At 42.4% G+C, this 24,649-nt stretch carries 20 protein-coding genes and 1 pseudogene; 4 read left to right on the top strand and 17 right to left on the bottom strand.

Going from position 1 to position 24,649, the window contains the following annotated elements; genetic code table 11:
- Nucleotides 1-56 precede the first annotated feature (56 nt).
- The 3 genes from MKZ16_RS15790 to MKZ16_RS15780 form a co-directional block, all read right to left on the bottom strand.
- The gene (locus MKZ16_RS15790) at nucleotides 57-1,871 is read right to left on the bottom strand and encodes a hypothetical protein (RefSeq protein ID WP_143759077.1); all 1,815 of its coding nucleotides are present in this window, start codon (nucleotides 1,869-1,871) and stop codon (nucleotides 57-59) included.
- Between the two features lie 288 nt (nucleotides 1,872-2,159).
- Complete coding sequence (locus MKZ16_RS15785) at nucleotides 2,160-3,143, bottom strand: aldo/keto reductase (RefSeq protein ID WP_038570987.1); 984 nt, start codon at nucleotides 3,141-3,143, stop codon at nucleotides 2,160-2,162.
- 15 nt (nucleotides 3,144-3,158) lie between these two features.
- Nucleotides 3,159-3,749: an NAD(P)H-binding protein gene (locus MKZ16_RS15780; protein ID WP_076105674.1), complete on the bottom strand. Its 591-nt coding sequence runs from the start codon at nucleotides 3,747-3,749 to the stop codon at nucleotides 3,159-3,161.
- A 156-nt stretch (nucleotides 3,750-3,905) separates the two neighbouring features.
- Here MKZ16_RS15780 and MKZ16_RS15775 point away from each other — a divergent pair, with 156 nt between their 5' ends.
- Nucleotides 3,906-4,811: an AraC family transcriptional regulator gene (locus MKZ16_RS15775; RefSeq protein WP_076099257.1), complete on the top strand. Its 906-nt coding sequence runs from the start codon at nucleotides 3,906-3,908 to the stop codon at nucleotides 4,809-4,811.
- Between the two features lie 463 nt (nucleotides 4,812-5,274).
- Here MKZ16_RS15775 and MKZ16_RS15770 read toward each other — a convergent pair whose 3' ends face one another.
- Nucleotides 5,275-6,771, bottom strand: coding sequence for a glycoside hydrolase family 43 protein (locus tag MKZ16_RS15770; protein ID WP_076105673.1), 1,497 nt, complete (start codon nucleotides 6,769-6,771; stop codon nucleotides 5,275-5,277).
- 143 nt (nucleotides 6,772-6,914) lie between these two features.
- Between MKZ16_RS15770 and MKZ16_RS15765 the strand changes: the two genes are divergently transcribed.
- Together MKZ16_RS15765 and MKZ16_RS15760 are read left to right on the top strand one after the other, a co-directional pair.
- On the top strand, nucleotides 6,915-7,778 hold the full coding sequence (locus tag MKZ16_RS15765) for an AraC family transcriptional regulator (RefSeq protein WP_038570981.1): 864 nt from the start codon (nucleotides 6,915-6,917) through the stop codon (nucleotides 7,776-7,778).
- Between the two features lie 713 nt (nucleotides 7,779-8,491).
- Entirely contained in the window at nucleotides 8,492-9,622 is a 1,131-nt protein-coding gene (locus MKZ16_RS15760; RefSeq protein WP_081388157.1) for a glycosyltransferase family 61 protein, read from the top strand.
- 76 nt (nucleotides 9,623-9,698) lie between these two features.
- On the opposite strand, the gene MKZ16_RS15755 is transcribed toward MKZ16_RS15760, so the two are convergent.
- Entirely contained in the window at nucleotides 9,699-10,265 is a 567-nt protein-coding gene (locus tag MKZ16_RS15755; RefSeq protein ID WP_076105671.1) for a RibD family protein, read from the bottom strand.
- A 47-nt stretch (nucleotides 10,266-10,312) separates the two neighbouring features.
- Nucleotides 10,313-11,058 (bottom strand): annotated as a pseudogene (locus tag MKZ16_RS15750) (SDR family oxidoreductase).
- Nucleotides 11,059-11,225: 167 nt separating this feature from the next.
- Here MKZ16_RS15750 and MKZ16_RS15745 point away from each other — a divergent pair.
- Nucleotides 11,226-11,771, top strand: coding sequence for a TetR/AcrR family transcriptional regulator (locus tag MKZ16_RS15745; protein ID WP_076105670.1), 546 nt, complete (start codon nucleotides 11,226-11,228; stop codon nucleotides 11,769-11,771).
- 238 nt (nucleotides 11,772-12,009) lie between these two features.
- On the opposite strand, the gene MKZ16_RS15740 is transcribed toward MKZ16_RS15745, so the two are convergent.
- The 11 genes from MKZ16_RS15740 to MKZ16_RS15690 all read right to left on the bottom strand — a co-directional run bounded on the left by MKZ16_RS15740 (nucleotide 12,010) and on the right by MKZ16_RS15690 (nucleotide 24,505).
- The gene (locus tag MKZ16_RS15740; RefSeq protein ID WP_081393433.1) at nucleotides 12,010-13,875 is read right to left on the bottom strand and encodes an ABC transporter ATP-binding protein; all 1,866 of its coding nucleotides are present in this window, start codon (nucleotides 13,873-13,875) and stop codon (nucleotides 12,010-12,012) included.
- Nucleotides 13,862-15,601 carry an ABC transporter ATP-binding protein gene (locus MKZ16_RS15735; RefSeq protein WP_076105669.1) on the bottom strand — a complete coding sequence of 580 codons (1,740 nt, stop codon included), beginning with the start codon at nucleotides 15,599-15,601 and terminating at the stop codon, nucleotides 13,862-13,864. Before MKZ16_RS15735 ends, MKZ16_RS15740 begins: the two co-directional genes overlap by 14 nt.
- Before the next feature lie 18 nt (nucleotides 15,602-15,619).
- Complete coding sequence (locus MKZ16_RS15730; RefSeq protein WP_076099264.1) at nucleotides 15,620-16,105, bottom strand: nitroreductase; 486 nt, start codon at nucleotides 16,103-16,105, stop codon at nucleotides 15,620-15,622.
- Nucleotides 16,092-16,457 carry a hypothetical protein gene (locus MKZ16_RS15725; protein WP_052097030.1) on the bottom strand — a complete coding sequence of 122 codons (366 nt, stop codon included), beginning with the start codon at nucleotides 16,455-16,457 and terminating at the stop codon, nucleotides 16,092-16,094. Before MKZ16_RS15725 ends, MKZ16_RS15730 begins: the two co-directional genes overlap by 14 nt.
- Nucleotides 16,458-16,660: 203 nt before the next feature.
- Nucleotides 16,661-18,265, bottom strand: a complete 1,605-nt coding sequence (locus MKZ16_RS15720; protein WP_076105668.1) for a response regulator — start codon at nucleotides 18,263-18,265, stop codon at nucleotides 16,661-16,663.
- Nucleotides 18,255-20,021: a sensor histidine kinase gene (locus tag MKZ16_RS15715; protein WP_076105667.1), complete on the bottom strand. Its 1,767-nt coding sequence runs from the start codon at nucleotides 20,019-20,021 to the stop codon at nucleotides 18,255-18,257. The genes MKZ16_RS15720 and MKZ16_RS15715 overlap by 11 nt, the downstream gene beginning before the upstream one ends.
- Nucleotides 20,022-20,125: 104 nt before the next feature.
- On the bottom strand, nucleotides 20,126-20,965 hold the full coding sequence (locus MKZ16_RS15710; protein WP_076105666.1) for a carbohydrate ABC transporter permease: 840 nt from the start codon (nucleotides 20,963-20,965) through the stop codon (nucleotides 20,126-20,128).
- Nucleotides 20,965-21,864 carry a sugar ABC transporter permease gene (locus tag MKZ16_RS15705; RefSeq protein ID WP_076105665.1) on the bottom strand — a complete coding sequence of 300 codons (900 nt, stop codon included), beginning with the start codon at nucleotides 21,862-21,864 and terminating at the stop codon, nucleotides 20,965-20,967. The genes MKZ16_RS15710 and MKZ16_RS15705 overlap by 1 nt, the downstream gene beginning before the upstream one ends.
- 58 nt (nucleotides 21,865-21,922) lie before the next feature.
- Nucleotides 21,923-23,278 carry an extracellular solute-binding protein gene (locus MKZ16_RS15700; protein ID WP_038570948.1) on the bottom strand — a complete coding sequence of 452 codons (1,356 nt, stop codon included), beginning with the start codon at nucleotides 23,276-23,278 and terminating at the stop codon, nucleotides 21,923-21,925.
- Nucleotides 23,279-23,498: 220 nt separating this feature from the next.
- Nucleotides 23,499-23,828, bottom strand: coding sequence for a hypothetical protein (locus MKZ16_RS15695; protein ID WP_256715514.1), 330 nt, complete (start codon nucleotides 23,826-23,828; stop codon nucleotides 23,499-23,501).
- Between the two features lie 41 nt (nucleotides 23,829-23,869).
- A complete protein-coding gene (locus MKZ16_RS15690) occupies nucleotides 23,870-24,505 on the bottom strand; it encodes an SUMF1/EgtB/PvdO family nonheme iron enzyme (RefSeq protein ID WP_176462527.1) in 636 nt (211 codons plus the stop codon).
- Nucleotides 24,506-24,649: the final 144 nt, after the last annotated feature.

The following is a 24,649-nucleotide window of genomic DNA, read 5'->3' as shown; positions in this document are numbered from 1 at the left end:
GTTTTTTTATGATCCAAACTAAAAAGGATGCGGAAGATTCCGCACCCTACTGTAAATTATTTTTTTATATTACTGAGCGCATTTCGACCTAAACGTTCCATCAGCTGCTGCTTGTAGAGACTATTAATGACGACATGTTGACCGCAACTGCACCAATATCCATCTTCACGGGGCCGGGGATCATAATCGTTAGGAACCAGTCCAGGTACCTTGTTACCAACATGGCCAATGGCGTAGTTTTGAGCGGTTGGTGGCCGCTGTAAAGTGAGTTCTCCTTGCGTATTCCAGGTTACATAATTCGCGCCTGCCCAGCCATGTCCGCTGCCTAACCACGCCCTATCCCGAATAGAGATGGGAGCTTTGATATTATCGAACAGGCCTCCGACTGACCAGCGATGATGAGGCTCACTGGTGTTATAATTGTTAACAGCTTCCCCATCCAGAAATACATTTGGCCCCGGTACCCAGCTATCGACGGTGAACGCATGCCGCGCCGTTTCTGTATAAATACGTTGAGCGAGATTTAGCTGACCCATCTGATGTATGACATAACGGCGACCCCCAGTAACCACACTGATCATATCGTACATTTGACAATCCTGAACCGTAATCCATTTGGAATAACGCTTCATTTGAACGAGAGAATAGGACAGATGGTAACCCGTCACATCTCGAACCCAGCCATTCTTCACACTGTTGAATACGACAAAACGCTCAGCATGCTTTTCGTCCGCATAATAAGGATCCGTTGTATCGTTATCCATCTTAATATCTATAATGCTCGGGTCAAAATCGGACTCTACCCTCATATTCTCTACCCCCACCTGCTGAATGCGGGCATGGTCTGTATATTTATAGATCTCTCCGCCGCCCCACTGAAGTTCGATAGCATTCGCTAGTGGGGCATCGACCGTAATCGCATTACCTACAATAGCAGTGATGACTCGGTCAAAATCCAGATTGAACCGTGACCATTGGGTTACGGTTCCACCCGGGCGCTTATATATGTTATCCATGCCAATTTCGTGAATCCAGTTTTTATCACCTATTCTGCGGACTATGATCTGTTCACCAACATGATAAGCATTCCCTTCTTTTGCATGGAAAGTACGCGAGCCTGAGGGTACATACAAATCTGAAATCATCTGTTTCGAGTTGCTGTCCAGCATAAGATCTGCATTTTCACCAATTTCAATTAAATTTCGTGGTTTCGCTCCGGTACCATAGATAATTGTGCCCTCTTTGTCCTGACCTTCGCCGCGAAGGACGATCCCGCTTGCTTTAATGAATAACGTGCCTCCGATTTCATATCTGCCTTTTTTCAACAGGATCGCTCCGCGGAATCCGTTCTTATCGAGCGGGAGCTTGGCCAACTGGTCAATCGCTACCTGAATACGTTCCGTCGCGTCTCCGTCCAAGGGTAGAACGGTCGACTTAACGGGGATATTCGGGATTTCAACACCGCCACCCCTATAACCCGCATTGGAAAAATCCAAGATCCGATTACCTCGATAATCACCGATATACATCATCATTCCATCGTTACCAAGGAAAGCAATTGGGCTCTGTCCCGCGGGGATGCTCTTTGGATCCAGCACGGTAAAATAATATGAGTCATACTGAGGAGATTTTCCGTCCTGTTTGAGGGTCATTCGCAGTTCATAAGTACCCAGTTGTTCTGCCGTGCCTAACGGTGTCCATTCCATTAACGAGTCTTTGACCATAGGAGTCTCAGGCAAACTATCAACCAGCTTCGTTCTATCAAAAATCAATTCACCGGCAACCCTTCCGTCAACACACGATGTGAAGGAAACCGTCGGATAAACCTCCCTAGGCTTGAGGATAGCTGGTTGACCAATTTCAGTATTCATGTGCGTATGCTTCAATGTGGAATTAATAATAAAGAGTTCATCTCCTTTTCTATATTCACTCTCACATGTCGGATACATATTACCTTGGCTAAAGAAGAATGAACATGTCATTTTTATCGATTGGAATGTGTTTTCTTATTCACTTATTTAAGCAAACCCTTGCAACCGCATGGCGCTGAGCAACGATTAAGCCAAACTAAAGACAAGTTTCTAAAGGCACTAAATAAGGGATGAAAGTTAACTTAGATAAAAAAAGGCGCGATCCCAAAGGGCATCACGCTTTTTTATCTAGCTTAGATTTCCTATAACTGGGTGTGGCACATAAGGCTCTTCTAGTCTCGCTATATCACTTGGCTCCAGCGTCACTAATAACGCTGCAACGGCGTCCTCCAGATGATTAGGTTTGGTTGCACCAATGATAGGCGATGTTACTGGCTTTTTTTGCAGAACCCAAGCAAGCGCTACTTGTGCACGTGGAATCCCCCGCTTAGCCGCAATTTCGGCAACTACCTCAACAACCTTGCGGTCAGCTTCAGCCATTTTTGCATAAAATGCCTTTCCGACTTCGTCTATCTCTGAACGAGCTGTTTGTTCATTCCAATCACGGGTTAGTCGGCCTTTAGCAAGCGGACTCCATGGGATCACACCGATTCCTTCTTCCCGGCAAAGAGGCAACATTTCCCGTTCTTCTTCCCTGTAGAGTAGATTCAAGTAATTTTGCATAGAGACAAATTTAGTCCAACCATTTCGCTCAGCAACATGCTGCGCCTGCAAGAACTGCCATGCATACATAGAGGACGCTCCTATATATCTAACTTTCCCTGCCTTTACTACGTCATGGAGTGCCTCCATGGTCTCTTCGATAGGAGTGTCATTATCCCAACGATGAATCTGGTATAGGTCCACATAATCCGTGCCCAGCCGTCTTAGACTGTTGTCTATTTCGGTCATAATCGCTTTGCGTGAAAGTCCTGCCCCATTTGGTCCCTGATGCATCCGGAAAAACACCTTTGTCGCAATGACTACCTCATCCCGGCGAGAGAATTCTTTTAAGGCACGTCCGACAATTTCTTCGCTAGTTCCGTCAGAGTATACATTAGCCGTATCAAAGAAGTTGATCCCAAGCTCCAGTGCTCTTTTAATAAAAGGTCTGCTCTGCTCCTCATTCAGCGACCACGGAGCCATTCCACGTTCAGGTACTCCGTAACTCATACAGCCAAGACAAATTCTAGATACGTCCAAACCAGTACGTCCAAGTTTTATATATTCCATTAGCTTGTGCCTCCTTTAGATTTTGGGTTTGTTAACTCCTAAACTGCGGCAAATTTCCATATCTGGTGATTCAGCCAATTTAACAACTAACGCAGCCACACTTTTTCGCGACACTTCTCTCCCTTTAAAAGGTTCACCTTTCTGAGTTGTTTCGTATTCTATCTCGTCTTTATAGGTAAACCATCCAGGTCTCAGAATTGTATAGTTAAGATTTGAAGCTTCAATGATCTCTGCAGATTTACGATATGGATCCAATATACTGCTGTACTTCTCTCCGGGAACTTCATCGTAAATGCCCATTGAGCTGATAAAAATCAAACGTTTAAGACCAGTGGTGTTCATTGCTTCAACAATAGTCTTAGACATTTTCTCCAAATTACCTGCCAGATTGGCATAAACAACATCTTGCCCGATCATCGCTTCTTTTAATTGATCACTATCCATAACGTCCCCTTCAACTACTCGAGCACGGCTGGATGTTATATAGCTTAATCTGTCCGAGTTGCGAAGATATAGAGTTAACTGAGCATCGGTTTCGTTCAAGAATAAATCAATCGCATGACGAGCAATTCCACCGTTAGCGCCTAAGATCAAAACATTGCTCAATTTCAAAACCCCTTTCTTAGTTCTAATTATGCGATGTATGAAGTTGACAGCGTTATCTCAATTATCTTAAATGATTGCCTATTCCTCTCACTAGCACTAACACAAAAGATGCTTTTACTTTATAATTGAGTAAGAATAAAACATTAGGAGGAGCACATGTCTGAAGAATTACTAGAGCGGAAAGAAGAACTCGCCAGATTGATTGAACATCATTCGTGCCAGGATGGAGTATATGAGACCGCTATCCCCTCATTGTTTGTGATTCGTAACTCCAACGTGACTGAGCCAGTATACAGAGTATACAAACCTTCTTTATGTTTCATTGCGCAAGGAACAAAGGAGATCATACTGGCCAAGGACCGTTTTGAGTATGGTCCCGCAAATTATCTAATATCATCAATGAATTTACCGGTTATCGGTCAGATTATAAAAGCTTCTCCCAATGCACCCTATTTAAGCTTTAAGCTAGAATTTACGCAGAGTCAGATATTGAAGGTACTAAATGATTCCGAATTTAAACTCGCTCCGAAAGAAAATGCTAAGCGAGCTATGTATGTCGGGCAGATAGAGTTATCACTATTGGATGCGATCCTACGATTGGTACGTTTGCTGGATGATCCCAAGGACATTCCGTTTTTGGCTCCGATTTATACTGATGAAATTCTATACCGGCTTCTGCAGGGACCATATGGAGTTACACTCGCACAGATTGCGATGGAAGGAAGCAGCACCTACCGCATTCGGGAGGCCATCGAACAGATTATCGAGAACTGTGATAAACCTTTGCGCATTGAAGAGCTTGCTGAAACAGCCAGTATGAGCATTTCTTCGTTCCATAGACACTTCAAAGAGGTAACTGCCATGAGTCCTATACAGTTTCAAAAGCATCTGCGCTTACAGGAAGCTCGCCGCCTTTTATTATCTGAATCAGCGGATGCAGCGGATGTCGCGTTTCGCGTTGGCTATGAAAGTGCATCACAATTCAGCCGCGAATATTCACGGATGTTCGGTTCACCACCTAGAGCAGACATCAAGCGTTTGAAGGAAGATATGCTCATTTGATAAAAGCGTGCTTCATTCACAATATGGAACTATCCGCTAAACACCAACATGTATAGGTAACCTTTGCGCACACGCTGATTCTATCGGGTTTATCGCTAATGAGCTTATTACTATCGGACCCAGAGGACCTTAAACGCAGTAATATCTCACATTTGGGATGCTAAAGGACCGCATAGCTGCTATTGGCTCAAAAAACGCTCAATCTGAATCGCTTTCGAAGTAATAGCTGCAATGGGGTCCGAAACTAAGCTCAAAAAGGGATAAATACGCAAATAACCTCCTCTGAGTCCTTAAGCCCAAGAGGTTTATAAATACAAGCTGAGGCAAACAACCAACGACGACAAAAAAACAACGACAACCAAAAAACACAAAGCAGCGATTCATCCATACTTGGAGAATCACTGCTTTGTGTTTTCCACAAGCTAACACTGCTTTTTCTGACGAACACGTAGCCTACCGCTTTTTATTTCTTTTGATAGCTAAACCAATCATAATAAGCAGTTGTTTGATTAGGAGAGTAGGTATACATACCGAAAAATACTCCAGTAAATCCTCCTGCGACTTCAGTAGAAATCAAGTGTGTCTCGGCTTCGCCAAGCTGATGCCATATTTGATCCACACCTCGATAGTAAAACATATATTTTTCAGGTAATGCCTGGATTCTCAATTCTACCCCTGCGCCTTCGAAAGGCGAAGAATATGCCGCAACACTTATGCTCCCTACCTGTCTGCGCAGTGCAATAACATTTTTACCTTCCATCTGCGTTAGTCCAATTGCGTAGTGATACTTCTGATCCATAAAAACTACAAGACCAGCTTCGTCACCATCAAGAGGGCTAAATTCCATTTTGGTGGTAATTTCACAATTCAAATGCCGCTGTCTACAGCCAATAAAAGCAGGCGTTCCCTTCTCATTTAATCTCACATCTGATCCACGTAAAGCTAGCCACCCTCCCCGTTCCTGCAATGACCAATTCACCTTATTAGCATTACGAATGAAATTCCAGCTCATTCTTAGGTCAGATTGATTAAAATCGTCGGTTTCAGGCTCTTCTTCCCACGGCATTGGTGAAGGCAGGTCAGCTTCCATTTCTAATCCAACCACTCCGTTATCACCAATCATTGGCCAACCCTCCTCTGTCCACTGAACCGGAGCCAAATATGTCTCTCTGCCAAGATGATGACGGTAAGGATAACCTACTGGTCGAATCCCCAGAAATACCGCCCACCAGCTACCATCCTGCGCTTCAACTAAATCGGCATGTCCTGTAGCTTGAATGGGGTAATCTGAACTTCGATGAGTCAAAATCGGATTGTGAGGAGACGATTCATAAGGCCCATATGGCGATTTACTTCTTGCAATAGTCTCCATATGTCCATATTCTGTCCCACCTTCTGCACACATCAAATAATAGTAATCGTTTATTTTGTAAAGATGTGGACCCTCCGGGAATTTCCCTCCGCTACCAGTCCAGATCAAGCGTGTATCGCTAAGCTTTTGACCCGTTTCAATATCAATCTCACATTGGTAGATCCCCATTCCTTGCTCGGAGCCTGTGCTTGTGAAATAAACCTTTCCATCATCAAAAAACAAGGAGGGATCAATACCTTCCTGCTCCACATAAAGTGGATCCGACCATTCGCCTGCAGGGTCATCCGCCCAAACGTAGAAATGACCTCCGCTATCCTGATTTGTCGTAACCATATAAAAACGTCCGTTATAATAACGAAGAGTCGGCGCCCACACACCTCCGGAAACCACTGATTCATCAAATTGAAGCTGATTCTCACGAGTCAAACAATACCCAAGCTGCTTCCAATGCACCAAATCCTTGCTGTGCCAAATAGGTATTCCCGGAGAATAGGCAAATGAACTGTTTACCAGATAATAATCCTCGTCTACTCTGCAAATGCTTGGATCTGGATAAAACCCCGGGATAATCGGATTGTTATATTTCATGTAGTATTCTCCTTCTCTATCTTAATCACTGAAACCTATGTCAAGGATTATACTGCTTCAGCTGGATAGAAAGCCTTGATTATTCGGTCCTAAAATAGCATGATATAGACATTCATCTAGACAAGCTTTTGGAGGGTAACGAGTTGAGTGAATTTTATTTAAAATGGTTTACATCTGATCGTCAATTTCCATTTTTTATTCAATACGGCTATCACGACGAAGACACCGATCTACATAGACATGCGGACTTTTCAGAGCTCGTAATTGTATTGAGTGGCACAGCTACACATATTGTTAATACTGAGGAGTCTTTTATCAAAAAGGGAAATGTGTTTGTAATTAATGGTTCGACCCCGCATGCTTTTAAAGATCCTCAGGATTTCAAGATCTGCAATATTATGTTTCAGCCTGAAATGCTATCGACAGCTGGGCCAGATTTGCGGACATCCAACGGCTTTCAAGCATTATTTGTGTTGGAACCCCTGTATCGTCATAAACATTCCTACACAAGCAAACTCAGCTTGCCGATTCCTAACCTGGAGTATGTCTCTTTTCTCATAGCGGGCATGATTGAAGAATATCACAACAAGCTACAGGGTTATCAGACCATGCTGGGCTCCAAGTTTATGGAACTGGTTGTCTATTTGTCCAGACATTATGACCAACAGGAAAAAGGGATTCAAGGGAACCATCTGATGCATTTGGCGAATGCACTCTCATATATGGAAGATCGTTATCTTGAGCCCTTAACACTGGATCAGATCGCCAAACATTCGGACATTTCAGTCAGACACTTAAACAGGATCTTTCGCTCCTACTATCAGACAACCCCGATCGCTTATCTTCATCGTTTACGTCTGGAACGGGCTTGCGGACTATTAAAGCATTCTAACCTCAGTATCACCCAAATCTCACATGAATGCGGGTTTAGTGATAGCAATTATTTTACCCGCCAATTCACCAAAATCTATGGGATGTCACCTAAGGTCTATAGGAACAAGCTTTGAGGGTAAAAAAAGAACACCAGGCAGCGATTCTCCTATTGTTGGAAAATTACTGTCTGGTGTTTTTGGATTAACCAGCTTACCTGATCAGATTATGGGCAAGTGAATATAAACAAACTAATGGTCCGCATATCGCTTATAGCAAACCTTGGAATGTAACCGATCGGAATGCCCTCTCCGTATTCTCTTAGTTCTGTGTCTTAATCGAATCTGGGAGATAACTGCATTCTATACACTTATTCCGTACGGAAAAGGAACCTTCATACTTTAACTGCATTCTATACAACTAAAAACGATCAAATCCACCTATTGGGTAGAAAATCAAGGAAATAGATGTACGAAGTACACTTATATCCCCGAGCTGAGTGATTTGAAGGAATATAGTTGTACGAAATGCAGTTAAACGTTGGTACACATCGCATCCATCGGCTATCTATTCAGCGTTAGCGTGCTCGTCGCTTATTAGTTAATAAGTTAATTCATACCAACAATGGAACATATGTCTTTTCCAGAAACGCAATTTCTTCATAGGTTAACGCATATATTTAGATTTTTGGATCTGATCTGTTTCTGTGCGATGAGTTGTTTCTGCTCAGTCTCACGTAAGTCTTCTTGTTCATCCGCCTCTTTCCGAGTAAGCCTGTGTCCAAAGAATCTTCATTTCATAAAATAGCTTAATAAGGTTTCTGCGCTTCTACTTGGGAATATGAGGTGACATGATGTTATTTTCTGCACAAGGGGTACCACCCCAAGGATATTACCAAAGCATCTGGGACTTTACTTCCCACAACGAAAACAGTACAAAGGAAGCTGGGAATGTCGTTCCTTTTGACTTCGGACGGGCGGCTGAGTTCAGAGCGCCCAAAAGCATTGAAACGAGTATTGCTCCAGCACTAACACCTTATTGTTTAGAGCCATTTGGCGGATACGTAGCCACCATTTCCAGAGGGAAGGTATGGGGAGAATCTGGTGCCCTTCTAACACCAGAAGGGAAATTGATCTTTGATCTTTCCCAAGAATATGATGCCGAACAATACAAGATGCTTGAAGCAGATGAGCACCCAGTGTTTCACCGGTGGAACGATCCTCAGCTTCAACATTTTGCCGGGACCGCGGCGGTGTTAACATTTTGCGGAGCCCATAACTATTTTCATTGGATGTATGATGTGCTTCCTAGATTAGCGATGCTTCAATCGAGCGGAATCACTTACTCCACTATTATCATGAATCCAAATCCGTATGGACCCTTTGTGGAACAAACGTGGGCCATGCTTGGGATATCCGAGTCATTGGTGATCCGGACGAATTCAGAAGCATATGTTCAGGCTGACCAGCTACTTGTCCCTTCCTTAATGATGAATTCACATTATCCTCCTTGGACCACGGATACACTGCGGAGATTTTTGTTACCGCATAGAGAAACAACACTAGTCACTCCAGAACGAATTTATATCTCACGAAAAAAAGCAAGCTCAAGAAGGTTGGTTAATGAAGATGATGTCATCCGCTGCCTAGAGAAATTTAATATCGTACCGATTTGTCTAGAAGACTGGACGGTTGCCCAGCAAATCCAATTATTCGCCTCAGCGAAAGTAATCGTAGGTCCGCATGGTGCTGGACTCGCTAATCTGGCTTTTTGCCAGCCTGGAACACTGGTCATTGAAATTTTCCATGCCCAGCATGTTGTTCCAACCTATTGGATGATCAGCAACCATAATAATCTCGAATATTATATGGTGTACGGGCAAGGTGTAGCAGATCCTGCGATTCGTTTTCCAGGACTGGAAGACATCTATGTGAACGTAGATCGTCTGAAACAAACGATGCATCTGGCAGGCTTGGAATGAGAAGCTTGCTTACTACTTTCTCGAATTCAAAAAGCGCAAAGCATATTTTGCTTTGCGCTTTTTAAGAAACATAGATTTAATCACGCCGTGTTACATACTTCAACCATAGCCCATCATCCGCAAGTTTTTCTACACTTTTTAAGCTGAAATTTGCTGAGGGCTGTTGTTTCATAGATGAATCCATTTCAAATAAGGTCACAGAATTAGAGGCTCCATCTACGATGGGAACAATAACCAAGCTTAACTCATCAATTAAGTTTTCGTTCAGGAAAGAGCCGTTTAAAACGCCCCCACCCTCCAGCATCAATTCATCGATTGAGAATAATTGTTTCAGCTTTCTCACGACTACAGAAAAATTCAATCGTTCTTTTCCACCGAATATATATGAGATTCCTAGATTTTTCAGATAAGCTAGATAAGCATCAGATACCTGTTCTGTAAGCACTTCAATGATATGATGCTCTGTTCTATTGTGACTTCCTTCTGAAATGTAGTTTTTGGTCCAGCCCAGTTTTCCCGAGGGATCTACAGCTACTGCATATGTTGAGGCATCATTTTGAGCGATAAAGTCTGTTCTAGGAATGCTTGAAGTGTTACTCTGCTCTAATTCTAATTTATTGCCTAACGTAAAATTTTCCTCCATGGTAATCCTGCCACATATCCAAGCTTTACATCCATAACGATCCCCTTTTAACCTACTTGAACTGTTGGGCGAATAATCATTTCATTGATAGCCAAATCTGAAGGTTGCTCAATGGCAAATGTGATGGCACGAGCGATGCTGTCTGCATCAATGGCTATTTTGTAAAATTCATTCAAGCCAGCTTTTGACTCTGCATCTGAGGTAGTAGCTAACAATTCGCTGCTGACGGCTCCTGGAGAAACATTGGTAACACGAATATTGGTTCCACTCATCGCTTCTTCTTGACGAAGCCCTTCAGAAATTGCTCTAACCGCATGCTTGGTGCCACAATATACTGTACCCCCTGGGTAAATGTTATGGCCAGCAACCGATGATAAGTTAATAATATGACCAGATTTTTGCTCTCTCATTGATGGGAGAACAGCTGCAATCGCATATAAAACCCCTTTGATATTTACGTCAATCATTTGATCCCATTCATCCACCTTTTTCTTAAAAAGAAAAGCTTGTGGCATGATTCCCGCATTATTAACTAATACATCAATTTTGCCAAACTCTTAAGTGCATAAGCAGCCAGTTCTTCCATTTGTGCTTGGGAAGTCACATCTGTCACTTTGTAGATGGCTGTTCCACCACTTTGTTCAATTTCTCCTTGAAGCTTTTGAAGACGTTCCTCACGACGAGCGGCTAGAACAAGCTTAGCACCTTTAGAGGCTAGTTCTTTCGCGGCGGCTTCCCCAATCCCACTAGAAGCACCTGTAATAATTACGACTTTATCTTTGATATTTGGCATGTGAAAAAACACCCTTTCGATATTGTATATTGATTTATTAATAGACTATAATCTATTATTATAAACATTACAGAATACATTCAATTGTACGATGAGTCTGTTTTGTTCAATACTAAACAGATCCTATAAATGTGTTTATTATTTTTAGAAAGTAAGGTGAGCCCCGAATGTCTAAAGTGGATAGAAGAATACTCAAATCTCAAGATGCGCTTAAAAAGGCCGTCATTGAACTGATGACTAAGAAAAATTTTGACGACATTACCATACAGGATCTCTCCGACACAGCAAATGTAAGCCGGGGAACGATCTACCTTCATTATCTGGATAAATATGATTTGTTAGATAAACTTATCGAAGAACATATAGAGGTCCTAAGAGCACTTTGTGAATCGGCGTCTGAATTGGATTTTATCGAGGCAACGTTGATCTGGACGGAATACTTCGATAAAAATTATTCTTTCTTCTCTATGATGTTAGCGAGTAAAGGTGCTCCTTATTTTCGAAATCGTTTCTTAAGCTTTCTTCTCGATGAGTTTCGGCATGAAGTAAATGTCACCGCAGGAATAAACCAAGGGTTAAATGAAGAGGTTATTATTAGTTTTGTTGCATCGGCTTATGCAGGGGTAGTGGAATGGTGGTTCAAGAATGAAAGACCTGTAGCACATCAAGTCTTGGCTGAACAACTCGGAACGTTATTAGAGAGGAATTTATAAAAAGAGCGGCGATTCTCCTATAATAGGTGAATCGTCGCTCTTTTTTATCGGGCATTAATTACGCAATAGATTACACATCTTTTTAAGGACTTCGGACCCTGGGATGCTATTCCTTCACCCCAATAGCTGCAGTGGGGTCCTTTAACATTCTGAAAATCAGAAAATCTCGCCTTTAAGGTCAGATGAGTCCGATAAAAGCATCTACTTACAAATGTTATCGGTTCAAGTAAAGATTCTTTTAAATCGCTCGTTTGAACTGGGTATTGTACAGCTCGTAATAAACACCTTGCAGCGCAAGAAGCTCTTTATGACTGCCTTGCTCGGCAATTCCGCCACCCTGAATAACGAGTATACGATCAGCATCCTGGATGGTACTAAGCCTATGGGCGATCACAAAGCTTGTTCGTCCCTTCATTAGCTTTTCCATCGCCTGTTGAATATGCATTTCCGTACGCGTATCCACACTGCTGGTTGCCTCATCTAGGATCAAAATAGCTGGATCAGCTAGAATGGCGCGGGCAATCGTTAAAAGCTGGCGCTGGCCGTGGCTCAAATTACTGCCTTCCGCATGGAGAATAGTCTCATATCCATGCGGCAGTCTATTGATAAAGGCATCTGCATTGGCCAATCTTGCCGCTTCCTCTACCTCTTGGTCTGTCGCATCAAGACGGCCAAAACGAATATTTTCCCGAATCGTACCCGAGAATACATGCGCGTCTTGCAATACCATTCCCAATTGACTACGAAGTGCGTTTTTATCCAGCTCTCCAATCTCGCGTCCATCAATGAATATGGAGCCGCCGCTCAAATCGTAGAATCTGATCAGCAAGTTGACAATGGTCGTTTTTCCAGCACCCGTTGGGCCAACAAGCGCAATTTTCTCTCCGGGTTTTGCTTCAAACGTAACCTCACTCAGAATTGGTGAATCCGGCTTGTAAGCAAATGAAACGTCTTTGAAAACAACATTCCCTTTTAACCTCGGCAGATCGTCACTTTGTTCATCACCGTCACCGTATTCGGATGGCATATCCATGACTTCAAACACTCGCTCCGCACCAGCAATTGCCGACTGAATTAGATTGTACTGGTTAGCAAGATCGGAGATCGGTCGTCCGAACTGTTTGGAATACGTAAGGAAGCTAACGATTACACCAACCGTAGCCATGTTATGAAAAGCCATCCAGCCACCCACCCCGGCAATGATTGCAAATCCAAGGTTATTAATCATGTTCATAACCGGTCCCACTAATCCGGAAACAATTTGTGCCTTAACGCCGACTTTATTCAGCTCTCCGCTGATTTTGCGGAACCGTTTCACTTCTGTCTCTTCCCTGCTGTATTGTTTGACCACTTTTTGTCCGCTGATGGTTTCTTCGATAAATCCACCCAACTCACCTAAATGGCGTTGCTGATTTTTAAAATAAGTTCGACTTAAACCTATGATTTTACGGCTGGACAATAACACAAGAGGGATCGTTATCAGTGAAACTACGGTCAACGGAACGTTCATCATTAACATGATCACTAGTGAACCGCTTAGTGTGATCAAACTGTTTAATAACTGGGTCACACTCTGATTAAGTGTACTGGATACGCTCTCTATGTCGTTGGTTGCCCGGCTCATTAGTTCTCCGTTAGCTTGCGTGTCAAAAAACTTAATCGGTAGCTGTTGATATTTGCTGAACAAATCACGACGCAGCTCGAATACGGTATTTTGTGAAACGGAGGTCATAACATAGGCTTGCACCCAAGCAACCACACTGCTTAGCCCATAAATACCTATTAGGAGTAGACAAAAGCTAATAAGACCCTGATAATCGTGAGGAATTACGGCAGTATCAATCGCTTTACCGATTAGATAAGGCCCAATCAACGAAAGGATTGCATTCAACACTGTAAATACATATACAATGATTAACCCGAACCGCTGGCGGTTCAAATAAGTCCAGATGCGTTTGAGTGTGCTCGCTTGATTCTTAGCACGTACGATTGGCACAGCTCCGCCGCGTCCGGGACCAGATCCCTGTCCAGATCCAGGTCCCGGTCCGAATCCGCCTGATCGATTAAAAGGAGTGGTGTTCATGCCGTTATTAAGCTTTGACATAAGGCACCTCCTCTCCCTTCATCTGTGATCTCCAAATATCTCTGTATATTTCACTGCTGTTCATCAGCCCCTCATGTGTACCTTGTACAGCAATTCGGCCGTTTTCTAATACCAGAATGCGATCAGCGTCAATTACAGAGGTGACACGCTGAGCTATCAAAATATTCGTGCTGCTGCGCAGCCGTGTTTTTAACATCTGCCGGATTCGTGACTCTGTCGCTGCATCGAGCGCACTAGTGCTGTCATCCATAATGAGGATTGTTGGCTGAATTAAAAGTGCCCGTGCAATCGAAAGCCGCTGCTTTTGCCCACCGGACAGGTTAATGCCACGCTGGCCGAGCTCTGTATCGTAACCCTGTGGAAGTTCTAAAATGAAATTGTGAGCTTCGGCGGCTATTGCTGCTTCTTCCACTTCCTCATCTGTGGCATCCGGTCTGCCATATCGGATATTATCGCGGATAGTACCGCTGAACAGAATAGCCTGCTGCATAACATATCCGATTCTGCTGCGCAAATCTTCCAGAGCAATCATACGAGTGTCGGAGCCATCAATTGTGATGGATCCAGAGGACACTTCGTAAAACCGGGGAATGAGGCTGACCAATGATGATTTACCAGTACCGGTGGCACCAAGAATGGCGACTGTTTCTCCTGGCTCCGCAGTGAAATTAATACCGTCTAACACTAGATTTTCATCCGTAGGATCATAAGCAAAGGATACATTGTCAAATACGATCCGACCGTTGTGTATGGCATCTTTTTTAGCGTTGGCAACTTCTGTAATCTCACTAATGGTGGAGAATACTTCATTCTCCCGATCGGCAGAAACCTTGGCTCGTGAGAAGAAGGTCAACATATTGCTTAACATCAGCATTGACATCAACAATTGAGTTATATAGTTAATAAAAGCGATCAGCTGACCAACTGGCAGCCCACCGTTCCAGCTTTGCACTCCCCCAAACCATAGTACAGCAACAATACTGGCATTTAGTACAAGCATCATTAGCGGCATATTTAATGACATTAACCGTACCGCTTTTATCGCAATTTCTGTATAATCCTTGTTAGCTGTATTAAAGCGTTTCTGTTCATGATTAGCGCGGACGAATGCTTTGACTACACGGATGCCGGATAAATTTTCCTGCAACACTGTGTTCACACCGTCTAATTTGACCTGCATTTTTTGAAACAAAGGAAAAGAAAGTCGGATTAACCCATACAATATTAAACTCAAGAGTGGCACGGCAACGGCTAGGATGAGGGTCAGCATAGGACTAATCCGGATGGCCATCACCAAGCTTCCGACTAATAGCAATGGAGATCGAATACTCCGCAAAATCATTTGCACAAAGGTTTGCAGCTGCACCACATCATTTGTTAATCGCGTAATCAGTGAGCCCGTCTTCAATTGATCCAGGTTCTTGTTAGAAAATTTCTGAATATGTTCAAACAAGCTAATCCGCAAATCATTACCGAAGTTTTGAGAAGCAATACTCGAAAAAATAGTGCAGCCCACCCCACCAATTAGACCGATAAACGCTACACCAAGCATAATCAGTCCGGTCGAGAAAATATGAGACAAATCTTTTGTCATAACACCCTTATCCACAATGCTCGCCATGAGCGTGGGCTGCAGTAAATCCATAGTCACTTCGACCAACATCAGCAATGGTGCCAACACACACCACACCCAATATGGCCTCAAATAATGCTTAAGCTTCCACATTCCGCCACCTTCAATTGTTTAAGATAAATACGTGATTTTAGAACTAATCGGTGTTCTGGGTTTCGCATTCGGCATTTCCTCCGGATAACCCATTCCAAATATCCCAATAACATCGTAATTTTCTTGAACATTAAGAATCTCACGATTATGAGGCAAAGCCCCCAGCGAAGCCCAATACGTACCTACACCTGCTTCATGTGCAGCTAATAGGAAATTTTGTACGAAACAAGCAGCAGCCATAACATTCTCATCGCGTTCAAACGCAGTTACGGCAGGCTTAGACAGAACTGCAAAAACAACAGGTGCGTTGCCAAAATCCGTCTTATGTTTTAATTTCGCTCTAGTATTGGGTCCGATGAAAAGAAGCTCCCAAGGTTCGGTCATACGATGATTAGGAGCGTAACTTGCAGCCTCCAGCCATGAATGTAACTCCTCTTCACCTATTGGAGTCTGTTTGAATTGTTTTATACTTCTACGGGTTTTAATGAGCTCAGTTATTTTCATCTTTTTCTTTACTCTCCTCTTTTTTAACATTTGATGTTGTATCTTCTGGAGCGATCTCATGAATCTGAAAGATTTGTTTAAACTCTTCAATGATCGCTTCCGTTGCTTTTAATTCACCGCTAACCACTTGTTTAATCGATTCAAGCTCAGGCTGATTTAACTGCCGCTGTAATGTAGCCCGGTTAACCATAAGCTTATCTAAAAAAGCGATGGCTCTGCCACGGCGAAAAGTTTGAGCACTTTTAGGATGTTGATCCATCGGTTCTGTCATCCCATGTTTCATAAAGCCACGATCTCTGTGTTCTCCGTGCTCCCTATGACCGCCACGTTTGCCGATATGTCCTTCACGCATTTTATTTCCTCCTTTTGCAGTAGTGTATACAATTGTATACGCGTTCTTCATGTATACAAATGTATACGATAGAAACCATTTCTGTCAAGATCATTTTTCCATTTTGTAACATCATAATTGCTCATTTTATATCTGAAAAAACAATAAAAACCCGCATAAAGTGCGGGCTTAAAGAGAAAAATTATCAAATTCAACGGAGTGATTTATAGGGAAAAACTATTTTTCTTATACTCCTGAACGGATACTCCCATTACTTTTTTAAAACAGTTACTGAAGTAAAATGGATCTTTAATGCCTACCTTTTCAGCAATTTGATAAGCTTTCCAATCCGTTTCATTCAGAAGCTTCACCGCTTTTTCCATTCTGCACTTGAGAAGATAATCCGTAAAGCTAATCCCTATGTCCTGCTTAAAGATCCGGCTAAAGTAACTGGAATTCATGTGGAATTTATTCGATACATAGGATAAAGACATCTCCGGAATGTGCATCTCCTGTTGAATAAATTCTTTAACTTCATGGATAATATTATTGGTTTTTTTGCTACGTGCCCGGGTTACTTGAGAGGTTACCTTCTCTGTGAGTTCAAGTAATGTCTGTTGCATGTCTGGCAGGCTATCGAGCTCAAAAATCCTTTTATATGGCGAAATATCGAAAGAAAGATTATTATCTAGTATAACTCCCATTTCAGCGAGTGAATTGATTAATGTGGAGACAAATTGGGCGGAAACCAACCTAGCTCGTTCCACAGAAAAAGCCTTGGACTTCTCCAAATCCTGAAACATTTTCTCGATGGATTGCATAGCCTTGTCTAAGACACCAGCTTTTACAAAAAATAAAATTTCCTCAATTTCATTCGTCTTAACTTCCCAGGATCGGCCTCCGAAATGAATTTCATCATTAAAAAAATAGATGGCGTTACTGCCCTTTAACTTACCATATCTAACTGCCTCCAGCGCCTCTTTATAGGATTCTTTGATCCTATTGAAATCCGTACAGGTACTACCTACGCCAATGCAAGCTTTGCATTCAAGCTTTTCATGGAGCGATTGGGCAAGCCACTCTCCAATCTTCGTAAGATTCTGATTATCTTTTCTATTAAGAAGGACAATGCGTTGACTGTTATCAAAAAAAACTTCGATTCCCTCATACTCTTCAAGCGCATAATCAATAAACCTCTTACAACGCAAAGACTGCAGGATTCGTTGTTCCTCCCCTTCTTCTAAGGAAATTTGAAGTTCAATGAGCATGATTGAAAACAGGCTGTTCGCTGAGTCAGGAAAAAAGTAATGGAACCGGCTGTCCAGCTGATCGGGGTCCCAGAGGCCTGATAGCAAATCATTTAGAAATTTTTCTTTTAGTTGAACGGCGTTTTCTTTTAACTGTCGATTCAGTTCCTGATATTCGTTCCACCGCTCTGTCTCTTCCCGGATTTTCCCATGAAGATCTACCGCAACTCTTCGTACTTCCTCGGCTTGAAGCGGCTTCAAGATAAAATTTTGTACTCCAATGTCCAGGCTTCTTTTTGCATATTCGAATTCGAGATGTGCAGTGATGATCACAATTTTGACTAGCGGATACCTTTCTTTTATCAACCGGCTTAATTCCAGTCCATCCATAAAAGGCATACTGATATCTGTAAATACTACATCCGGTTTCATCGTTTCGATCAGATCTAACGCTTCGCTTCCATTCGAGGCCTCACCTACGAATCTGTAACCAACCGCTTGCCAATCTATAATAATGGGAACAATTTTTCTCGCATTAATTTCATCATCCACAATAATGGCTCTGAGCAGTTCAAGCTCCAAGACTATTCCCCTCCTCAAGCGGTAGTTCCAATTCAATCCGAGTTCCTTCTCCCGGTGCACTGACCAAACTACAATTCATGTCCGCCCCATAGTACAGCTTCAGACGCATCAAAGTACCGCGCAATCCAAAACTGGACTCATTTTGCCCATAGGGCTCAGCTTGCATTTCCCGACGTTTGTCTTCATTCATGCCCACACCATCGTCTTCCACGATTAACTTCAGTCGATTCCCCTGAATTCGGGCAAGGATGCGAATCTTACCACACTCCCCTAAAGGGCGAATACCATGATAAAGCGCATTTTCTACAAGCGGCTGAAGCGTCAATTTGGGTATCCGAACATACTCAGCTTCTTCCGGCACCTCAATTTCACTTGTGAAAATTTCTGGATAGCGAATATTTTGTATACTCAAATAACTTTTAGTGATCTCTACTTCTTCTCTTAACGTTACTACATCACTGCCCCTACTAAGACTCTGACGATAGAAGGCTGCAAGCTCAGAAATAATCTGGTACGCCTCATTATTATTTCCTGACAAAGTTAAATAGCCAGCTGATTCTAACGTGTTATATAAAAAATGTGGTTTAATTTGCTGCTGCAAAATATCCAATTCGAGTTTCCGAATCAATTTCTGTTCTTCTTTCTCCCGCTTCAGCGCTTGCTCAATGGTCATAATCATATTGTTATACCTATCTTTCAACTGGTTCAGTTCATCAGTTCTCGCCTCGTACCGAACCAAACTGAACTCTCCAATCTCCACTTTTTTCATGGATCGCAGCATATGTAAAATAGGTGTTGTAATGAATCTAGAAATCCAGACGGAACCTAAAAATATAGAAATGAAATTAAACAACATAATCATTAACAGCATTAGATTAAATTGACGATAGGGGCTTTCCCATTCCCCCAGAGGCTGAGCGCTAGTAAACTTCCAACCACGATCCATTGAAACCAGAGAAGAGATCAGATAATTATGATCTTTGATCTTTACGATTTTGCTACTGCCGAGCGGCACATCAAGCATAGAAGAGTTTGTATAAGTCAATAATTCAGGCCTTGTAAAATCAAGGAGTGTCTCATATCCAGTTTCGATCATTAAATCAGGTTTATTATCGTTGATCGAACGTTCATAGCTTTTTTTCAGCTCCTGAACGGTAATGTTCACGACTAATACTCCTATTTTCTTGGAAGTGTTCATGTCGTTTACGATGCGAATCAGAGAAATATATTGTGGATCCTGCTGGGGTTCCTTCGTCTCAAAATTGAAGATACCTCCGGCATTTTTCCTCCAAATTGCTTTTCCGTCCAAGGCGACCGCCTCGGAGTACCATTCCGCTGACTCGATCCCATCCGTTCTGATCGGTTTTGCAGACTGCAAATCAATCGCAAACTTACGTCCTGCATTATCGAATAGATAAACAGAAGAGATAGAGGGCTCTGCGAGCATAAAATCTGACAGAGCCACCTCTAGCTTGTAAGTTAAAATCCCGATGTCGTTACCCGCCAGATCACTGCCCAAAATTTCCTGAACTGTGTTGTTCGACACGATCATCTTGGAATAATTATTCGTGCTGTCAAGAAGTGATTCAATTCCGGAATTCATGGCGTTTAAGGTTTGAAGCGATACCTCACCTACCTTTTCCTCGGTGAATTTCTCATTGATTCGTTGGTACATAATACCGCTTGCAATCATGGAAACCACTAATAAGGCCAAGTAGTAAAAAACGATTTGTGATCGGATACGTGCAAACCTCATCGGTAACCTCCTGGCCGACAATTAAGCGAATACGGACCTTTATTTATAGCTACTTCAATACGATACTAGTATAGCATTTTTCGAAGGATTCCTATCCCATTGCTTTAGCCCTTAACTGCCCCGGCAATAATGCTTTTTTGGACTTGGTTACTTAGGAACAAGTAGATAATGATCATGGGTAGTGTAGCCACAACCATTCCAGCGAACATAGGTCCGAATTCTGTGGCATAGGCACTTTTAAACGAATTGATGGCGACGGTAATTGTTGCTAAGTCAGGATCATTAATGAACGTATTAGCAAACATCAGTTCGTTCCAAGCGGATAAAAAAGTAAAGATGGAAGTGGTTACGATAGCCGGCTTTACAAGCGGAAGCATAATACGGAAAAAAACCTGATAAATATTGCAGCCGTCTACAACGCTGGCTTCTTCCAACTCCCCTGGCAGCGCTCTAAAAAAACCAATCATGATAAAGATTGTAGTAGGAAGTGCACTAACGGTATAAGGAATGATTAAAGCCCACGGTGTATTCAGCAAACTTGTCATTTTTAACATCTGAAAGACAGGTAGCAGCGTAGCATGTACGGGGATCATCAATCCCAGCATAAAGAAAGTAAGCACCACATTATTAAGCTTCCACTTCATTCTTGCGACAGCAAAAGAAACCATTGCCGATAACAGAGCAGAAATAATGACAGTTACCGTTGTATACATAAGGCTGTTCAAAAAGTTACGTGCGATATTCGCCTTAAAAAGTGCGTAGTCGTAATTCGCCCACCGCCACTCATTAGGCAAGCCCATCACATTTGAGCCTGTAATTTCTATGTTTGTTTTAAAGGATGAAAATACAAGCCACACGAGCGGATACAATTGAATAACGGCGAAGATTAGAAACGCAAGCTGCAAAACAACCTTTGGCCAGCGGCGGTTATGTGTTGTTGTCATTAGCTCTCCTCCTTATCATCGTAGGTTCTGATCAGTTTTTGTAGAACTAAGTAGAAAAAGAGACATTCCACAACCATAAACACGGCCATCGCACTGCCGTACCCATACATATTGCGATTAAAAATCGATGAATACATCAACGTACTTGGAACACTAGTTTCCGGTGTTGGGTAGCCATTGCTCATAATGAAGACTAAATCGAAAAACTTCAATGATCCCAATACAGCAAATATGACGCATACCTTCAGGATCGGTGAAATAAGTGGAATGGTGATAGAGAAGGCGGTTCTTATACTTGATGCTCCGTCAATTTTTGCAGCCTCGTACAAATCTTCAGGAATCCCTTTGATGGCAGCGTACATTAGAAGCATATGGTAGCCGATATATTGCCAAACGATTGGAATCATAACACTAATTAGTGCTGTTCCGCTTTCCGTTAACCAATCATGTGTCCAGGAGGACAAGCCTAATTGATTGAGTATCGTATTCAGTAAGCCATATTCAGGCTGATAGATTTTCAGAAACATAACCCCGATGACAGAGGAGGATACCAAGACTGGAATGAAATACAAAGTACGATACAGCTTTTCACCCCAGACCCCTCTGGCAAGAACCAGAGCGAGCACCAGAGCTATCGGAAGTTGCATGAAAACAGAAAGAACTGCCAGATACAACGTATTAAGTATCGAATGATTAAAATCCATGCCGTACGTATCTGTAAAAAATAAATCCTTATAAGAAGCTAAACCGATAAATTTAGCCGGTTGAATCCCATCCCAGTCCAGCAGACTGTAATACATGGACTGAAGGATCGGGAAAAAACCAACAAGAATGTATAAAATCAAAGCAGGAACAACAAATACGGCGATAGCCTTTTTGTTTCCGAATACTTGATGCATGCTTCACTCCACCTTTAAATCGATCAGGCGGCGAACAATTCTCGCCGCCTGACGCAGATTATTGTCCTTGATTGACCTTGCTCTGTAATTCTTTCGTGTAGTCTTCAGGTGTTGTTTTTCCGGCAACGAATTTCATCAGCGAGCCGAACATAGATTCAGTGTCATTACCATTCAGCATTTGATCCCACCAGTAGGAGAAACCTGTTGCTGAAGAAGACAACTCACCAATTTGCAGAGCCAGTGGATTCATTTGAGAAGTGTCACCTACATCAACTTTCCATGCTGAGGAGCCTGAACCAGCCAGAAATACTTCTTTAGACATGGTCTCAATAAAGAACTTGTATACTTCCCATATTCTTTCCTTGTTTTTCAGATCGGCATTGAGCACGAATGTTTCACCCGAACCTCCGAACCACTCGTCAGCATTTCCTTTCCCCCCTGGAATGGTTGGAAATTTAATCGGTACCACTTTACCTTTGACCAGAGAGTTATCATCTTCAATCTGTCCGTTGACCCAAGCACCCATGAACATCATAGCTGCTTTGCCTGATAGGAACATATTTGTCGCGTCATCATAAGAAGTTCCAACAAAATGTTTGCCGAAGGAGTCCGCATCAATCAATTGTTTGTATTTCGCGGCAGCTTCTGTGAATTCAGGTGTGTCGAATGATCCTGTTTTCGTTAAAGCGGCATTTACAGCATCCACGCCTGCCATCCGGATGGCTAGAATCGCGTTCCATTGCATGGCTGGCCATCTGTCTTTAGCCCCAAGTGCAATCGGCTGAATACCTTTTGCTTTTAGTGCTTCAATCGCAGCAACAAGCTCATCCCATGTTTCCGGAATTTTTGCTCCTGCTTGCTCAAATAGTTCTTTATTAACGTACATTTGAGCAGTAGCTATATTGATCGGCAGACCGTAAAGCTTGCTATCGAAGACGAAATTGTCTGTCGTACCTGGTACGATTTGGTCCAGCGTTCCATCTTTTGCGAGATCATCAATGGACAGAATCCGGTTCCCCGCTATAAATGGCTCAGAGAATCCGCCACCCCAGGTGTAAAAAATGTCGGGCAGTTCATTGGCTGCTGAAGCCGCTTTCACTTTTGTTTTATAAGATTCGCCCCCAACACCTACATGCTCGATTTCTACATTAGGGAATTTAGCCTTGGTTGCCTCAAGTGCTTTATAAAAACCAACAAACCCACCATCTTTAGAATTTGGATCCGCGAATTGAGACCACATGGTAATCTTGAGCTTCTCTTCCGCCGCAGTTGTTTTTCCCGTATTGCCTGCGTTTGCATTAGCCTCGGAATTCACGTTATTCCCGTTGTTCCCACCACAAGCAGTGATAAGCATGGACATAGCCATCAACACTGTTAGAGTTAGGTTCATCCTTTTTTTGTTGACTTTTTTCATTCTTTTTCGCCCCCCATTTTTATATTGCTTACAGGACTAATTATATAAATCAATTTATCAAGTGAACATGAAAGCGTTTTACTTTATGATGTATTCTCTTTACATTAGACATTTTTCTTTATTAACTACACATAAAGAAGACCTCTGATTTCTTCAGAAGTCTTCTTTTTTCATTCATATCAAAACCTAGGGCATGAACACCTCTATATAGCTGAGTGGCTTAGGTTCTATCTTCTCTATTATCAGAAGTTATCTCATGAATCTGAAACATATGAATGAACTCATCGATGATCGCTTCCGTAGCTTTTAATTCACCACTAATGAGCTGTTTTGCAGATTCAAACTCTGACTCTTTTAGCTGCTGCTGCAACGCCGAACGATTAATCATTAGCTTGTCCAAAAATGCGATAGCCCTAGCTCGACGAAAGGTCTGAGCACTTTTGTGAGGATGCTCCGAACCCTCCTTGACTCCATTTATATTCATTTCTCCATGCTCTCCGTGTTCTCGATACTCGTTATAACCGTGCATTTCTATGTGTCCTTCGCGCATGTTATTTCCTCCTCTAACTCCGATTACAAATGTATGGCCCATTAATAAGACCGGGCAAGACGGAAGCCAAGATCATCTACGCTAAATGTTGGATGACTACGACGGCGGCATGTGGCTCCACATCCTCTGTCCTCTTCTGCCCAGCTGCCTCCCCGAAAAATTCGATAGGAGCCATACACTTGTTCATCATATAAATCCCAGCACCATTCCCATACATTTCCTAACATATCATAAAGTCCCCAAGCATTGGGTTCCTTTTGTCCTATTTCGTGGAGTTCGCCACCTGAATTTTCATTATACCAAGCAATTTTATCCAGTTCTCCATATTGATAACCGGAAGTTCCTGCTTTACATGCATATTGCCACTCTGCTTCTGTTGAAAGTCGATATCCGTTTGATTCCTTATCCCAAGTAATGAGTTTACCATCTTCACCTATAGTATAAGCTTCTATAAATCCAGCTTTCTGGGAAAGCAGATTGCAAAAAGAGATGGCTTCAAACCATGAAATATTCACAACCGGTTTTAGATCTCCGTGAGATGAGTTGTTAATTATAGCATTGTATAGATCCACAGTTACAGGATAAGGTGCAAGAAGAAACGGTTTGATTTCTGCTTTCCATCTACGCTTTATCCGATCGTCTCTTAATTCTATTTCTCCCCCTGGAATTGCAACCATAGGATAGTCCAAATAGCTCTCAATTTCGATCGACACTCTAGCTGCCTCCTAACTATTATTTTAATCATGTATTGACGGGTATACAGAATAGAACTATAATCTATACAATTCCTAGAAACATACTATGAATTATAAAAAATAAGA

The organism is Paenibacillus sp. FSL R5-0928 (assembly GCF_037970385.1).
GTDB classification, from domain to species: Bacteria; Bacillota; Bacilli; order Paenibacillales; family Paenibacillaceae; genus Paenibacillus_AQ; species Paenibacillus_AQ odorifer.
This window is presented reverse-complemented; position numbering and strand designations above follow the sequence as displayed.

Bases quoted from the DNA above. Each gene is read 5' to 3' on its own strand.
- MKZ16_RS15725 (WP_052097030.1), bottom strand. From the start codon at position 16,457: ATGCGTGAAGGACATATCGGCAAACGTGGCGGTCATAGGGAGCACGGA.
- MKZ16_RS15735 (WP_076105669.1), bottom strand. From the start codon at position 15,601: ATGTGGAAGCTTAAGCATTATTTGAGGCCATATTGGGTGTGGTGTGTG.
- MKZ16_RS15695 (WP_256715514.1), bottom strand. From the start codon at position 23,828: ATGCGCGAAGGACACATAGAAATGCACGGTTATAACGAGTATCGAGAA.
- MKZ16_RS15770 (WP_076105673.1), bottom strand. From the start codon at position 6,771: ATGAAATATAACAATCCGATTATCCCGGGGTTTTATCCAGATCCAAGC.
- MKZ16_RS15745 (WP_076105670.1), top strand. From the start codon at position 11,226: ATGTCTAAAGTGGATAGAAGAATACTCAAATCTCAAGATGCGCTTAAA.
- MKZ16_RS15705 (WP_076105665.1), bottom strand. From the start codon at position 21,864: ATGCATCAAGTATTCGGAAACAAAAAGGCTATCGCCGTATTTGTTGTT.
- MKZ16_RS15785 (WP_038570987.1), bottom strand. From the start codon at position 3,143: ATGGAATATATAAAACTTGGACGTACTGGTTTGGACGTATCTAGAATT.
- MKZ16_RS15775 (WP_076099257.1), top strand. From the start codon at position 3,906: ATGTCTGAAGAATTACTAGAGCGGAAAGAAGAACTCGCCAGATTGATT.
- MKZ16_RS15715 (WP_076105667.1), bottom strand. From the start codon at position 20,021: ATGAGGTTTGCACGTATCCGATCACAAATCGTTTTTTACTACTTGGCC.
- MKZ16_RS15755 (WP_076105671.1), bottom strand. From the start codon at position 10,265: ATGGAGGAAAATTTTACGTTAGGCAATAAATTAGAATTAGAGCAGAGT.
- MKZ16_RS15740 (WP_081393433.1), bottom strand. From the start codon at position 13,875: ATGTCAAAGCTTAATAACGGCATGAACACCACTCCTTTTAATCGATCA.
- MKZ16_RS15710 (WP_076105666.1), bottom strand. From the start codon at position 20,965: ATGACAACAACACATAACCGCCGCTGGCCAAAGGTTGTTTTGCAGCTT.
- MKZ16_RS15760 (WP_081388157.1), top strand. From the start codon at position 8,492: ATGATGTTATTTTCTGCACAAGGGGTACCACCCCAAGGATATTACCAA.
- MKZ16_RS15790 (WP_143759077.1), bottom strand. From the start codon at position 1,871: ATGAATACTGAAATTGGTCAACCAGCTATCCTCAAGCCTAGGGAGGTT.
- MKZ16_RS15730 (WP_076099264.1), bottom strand. From the start codon at position 16,105: ATGAAAATAACTGAGCTCATTAAAACCCGTAGAAGTATAAAACAATTC.
- MKZ16_RS15700 (WP_038570948.1), bottom strand. From the start codon at position 23,278: ATGAAAAAAGTCAACAAAAAAAGGATGAACCTAACTCTAACAGTGTTG.
- MKZ16_RS15690 (WP_176462527.1), bottom strand. From the start codon at position 24,505: ATGGTTGCAATTCCAGGGGGAGAAATAGAATTAAGAGACGATCGGATA.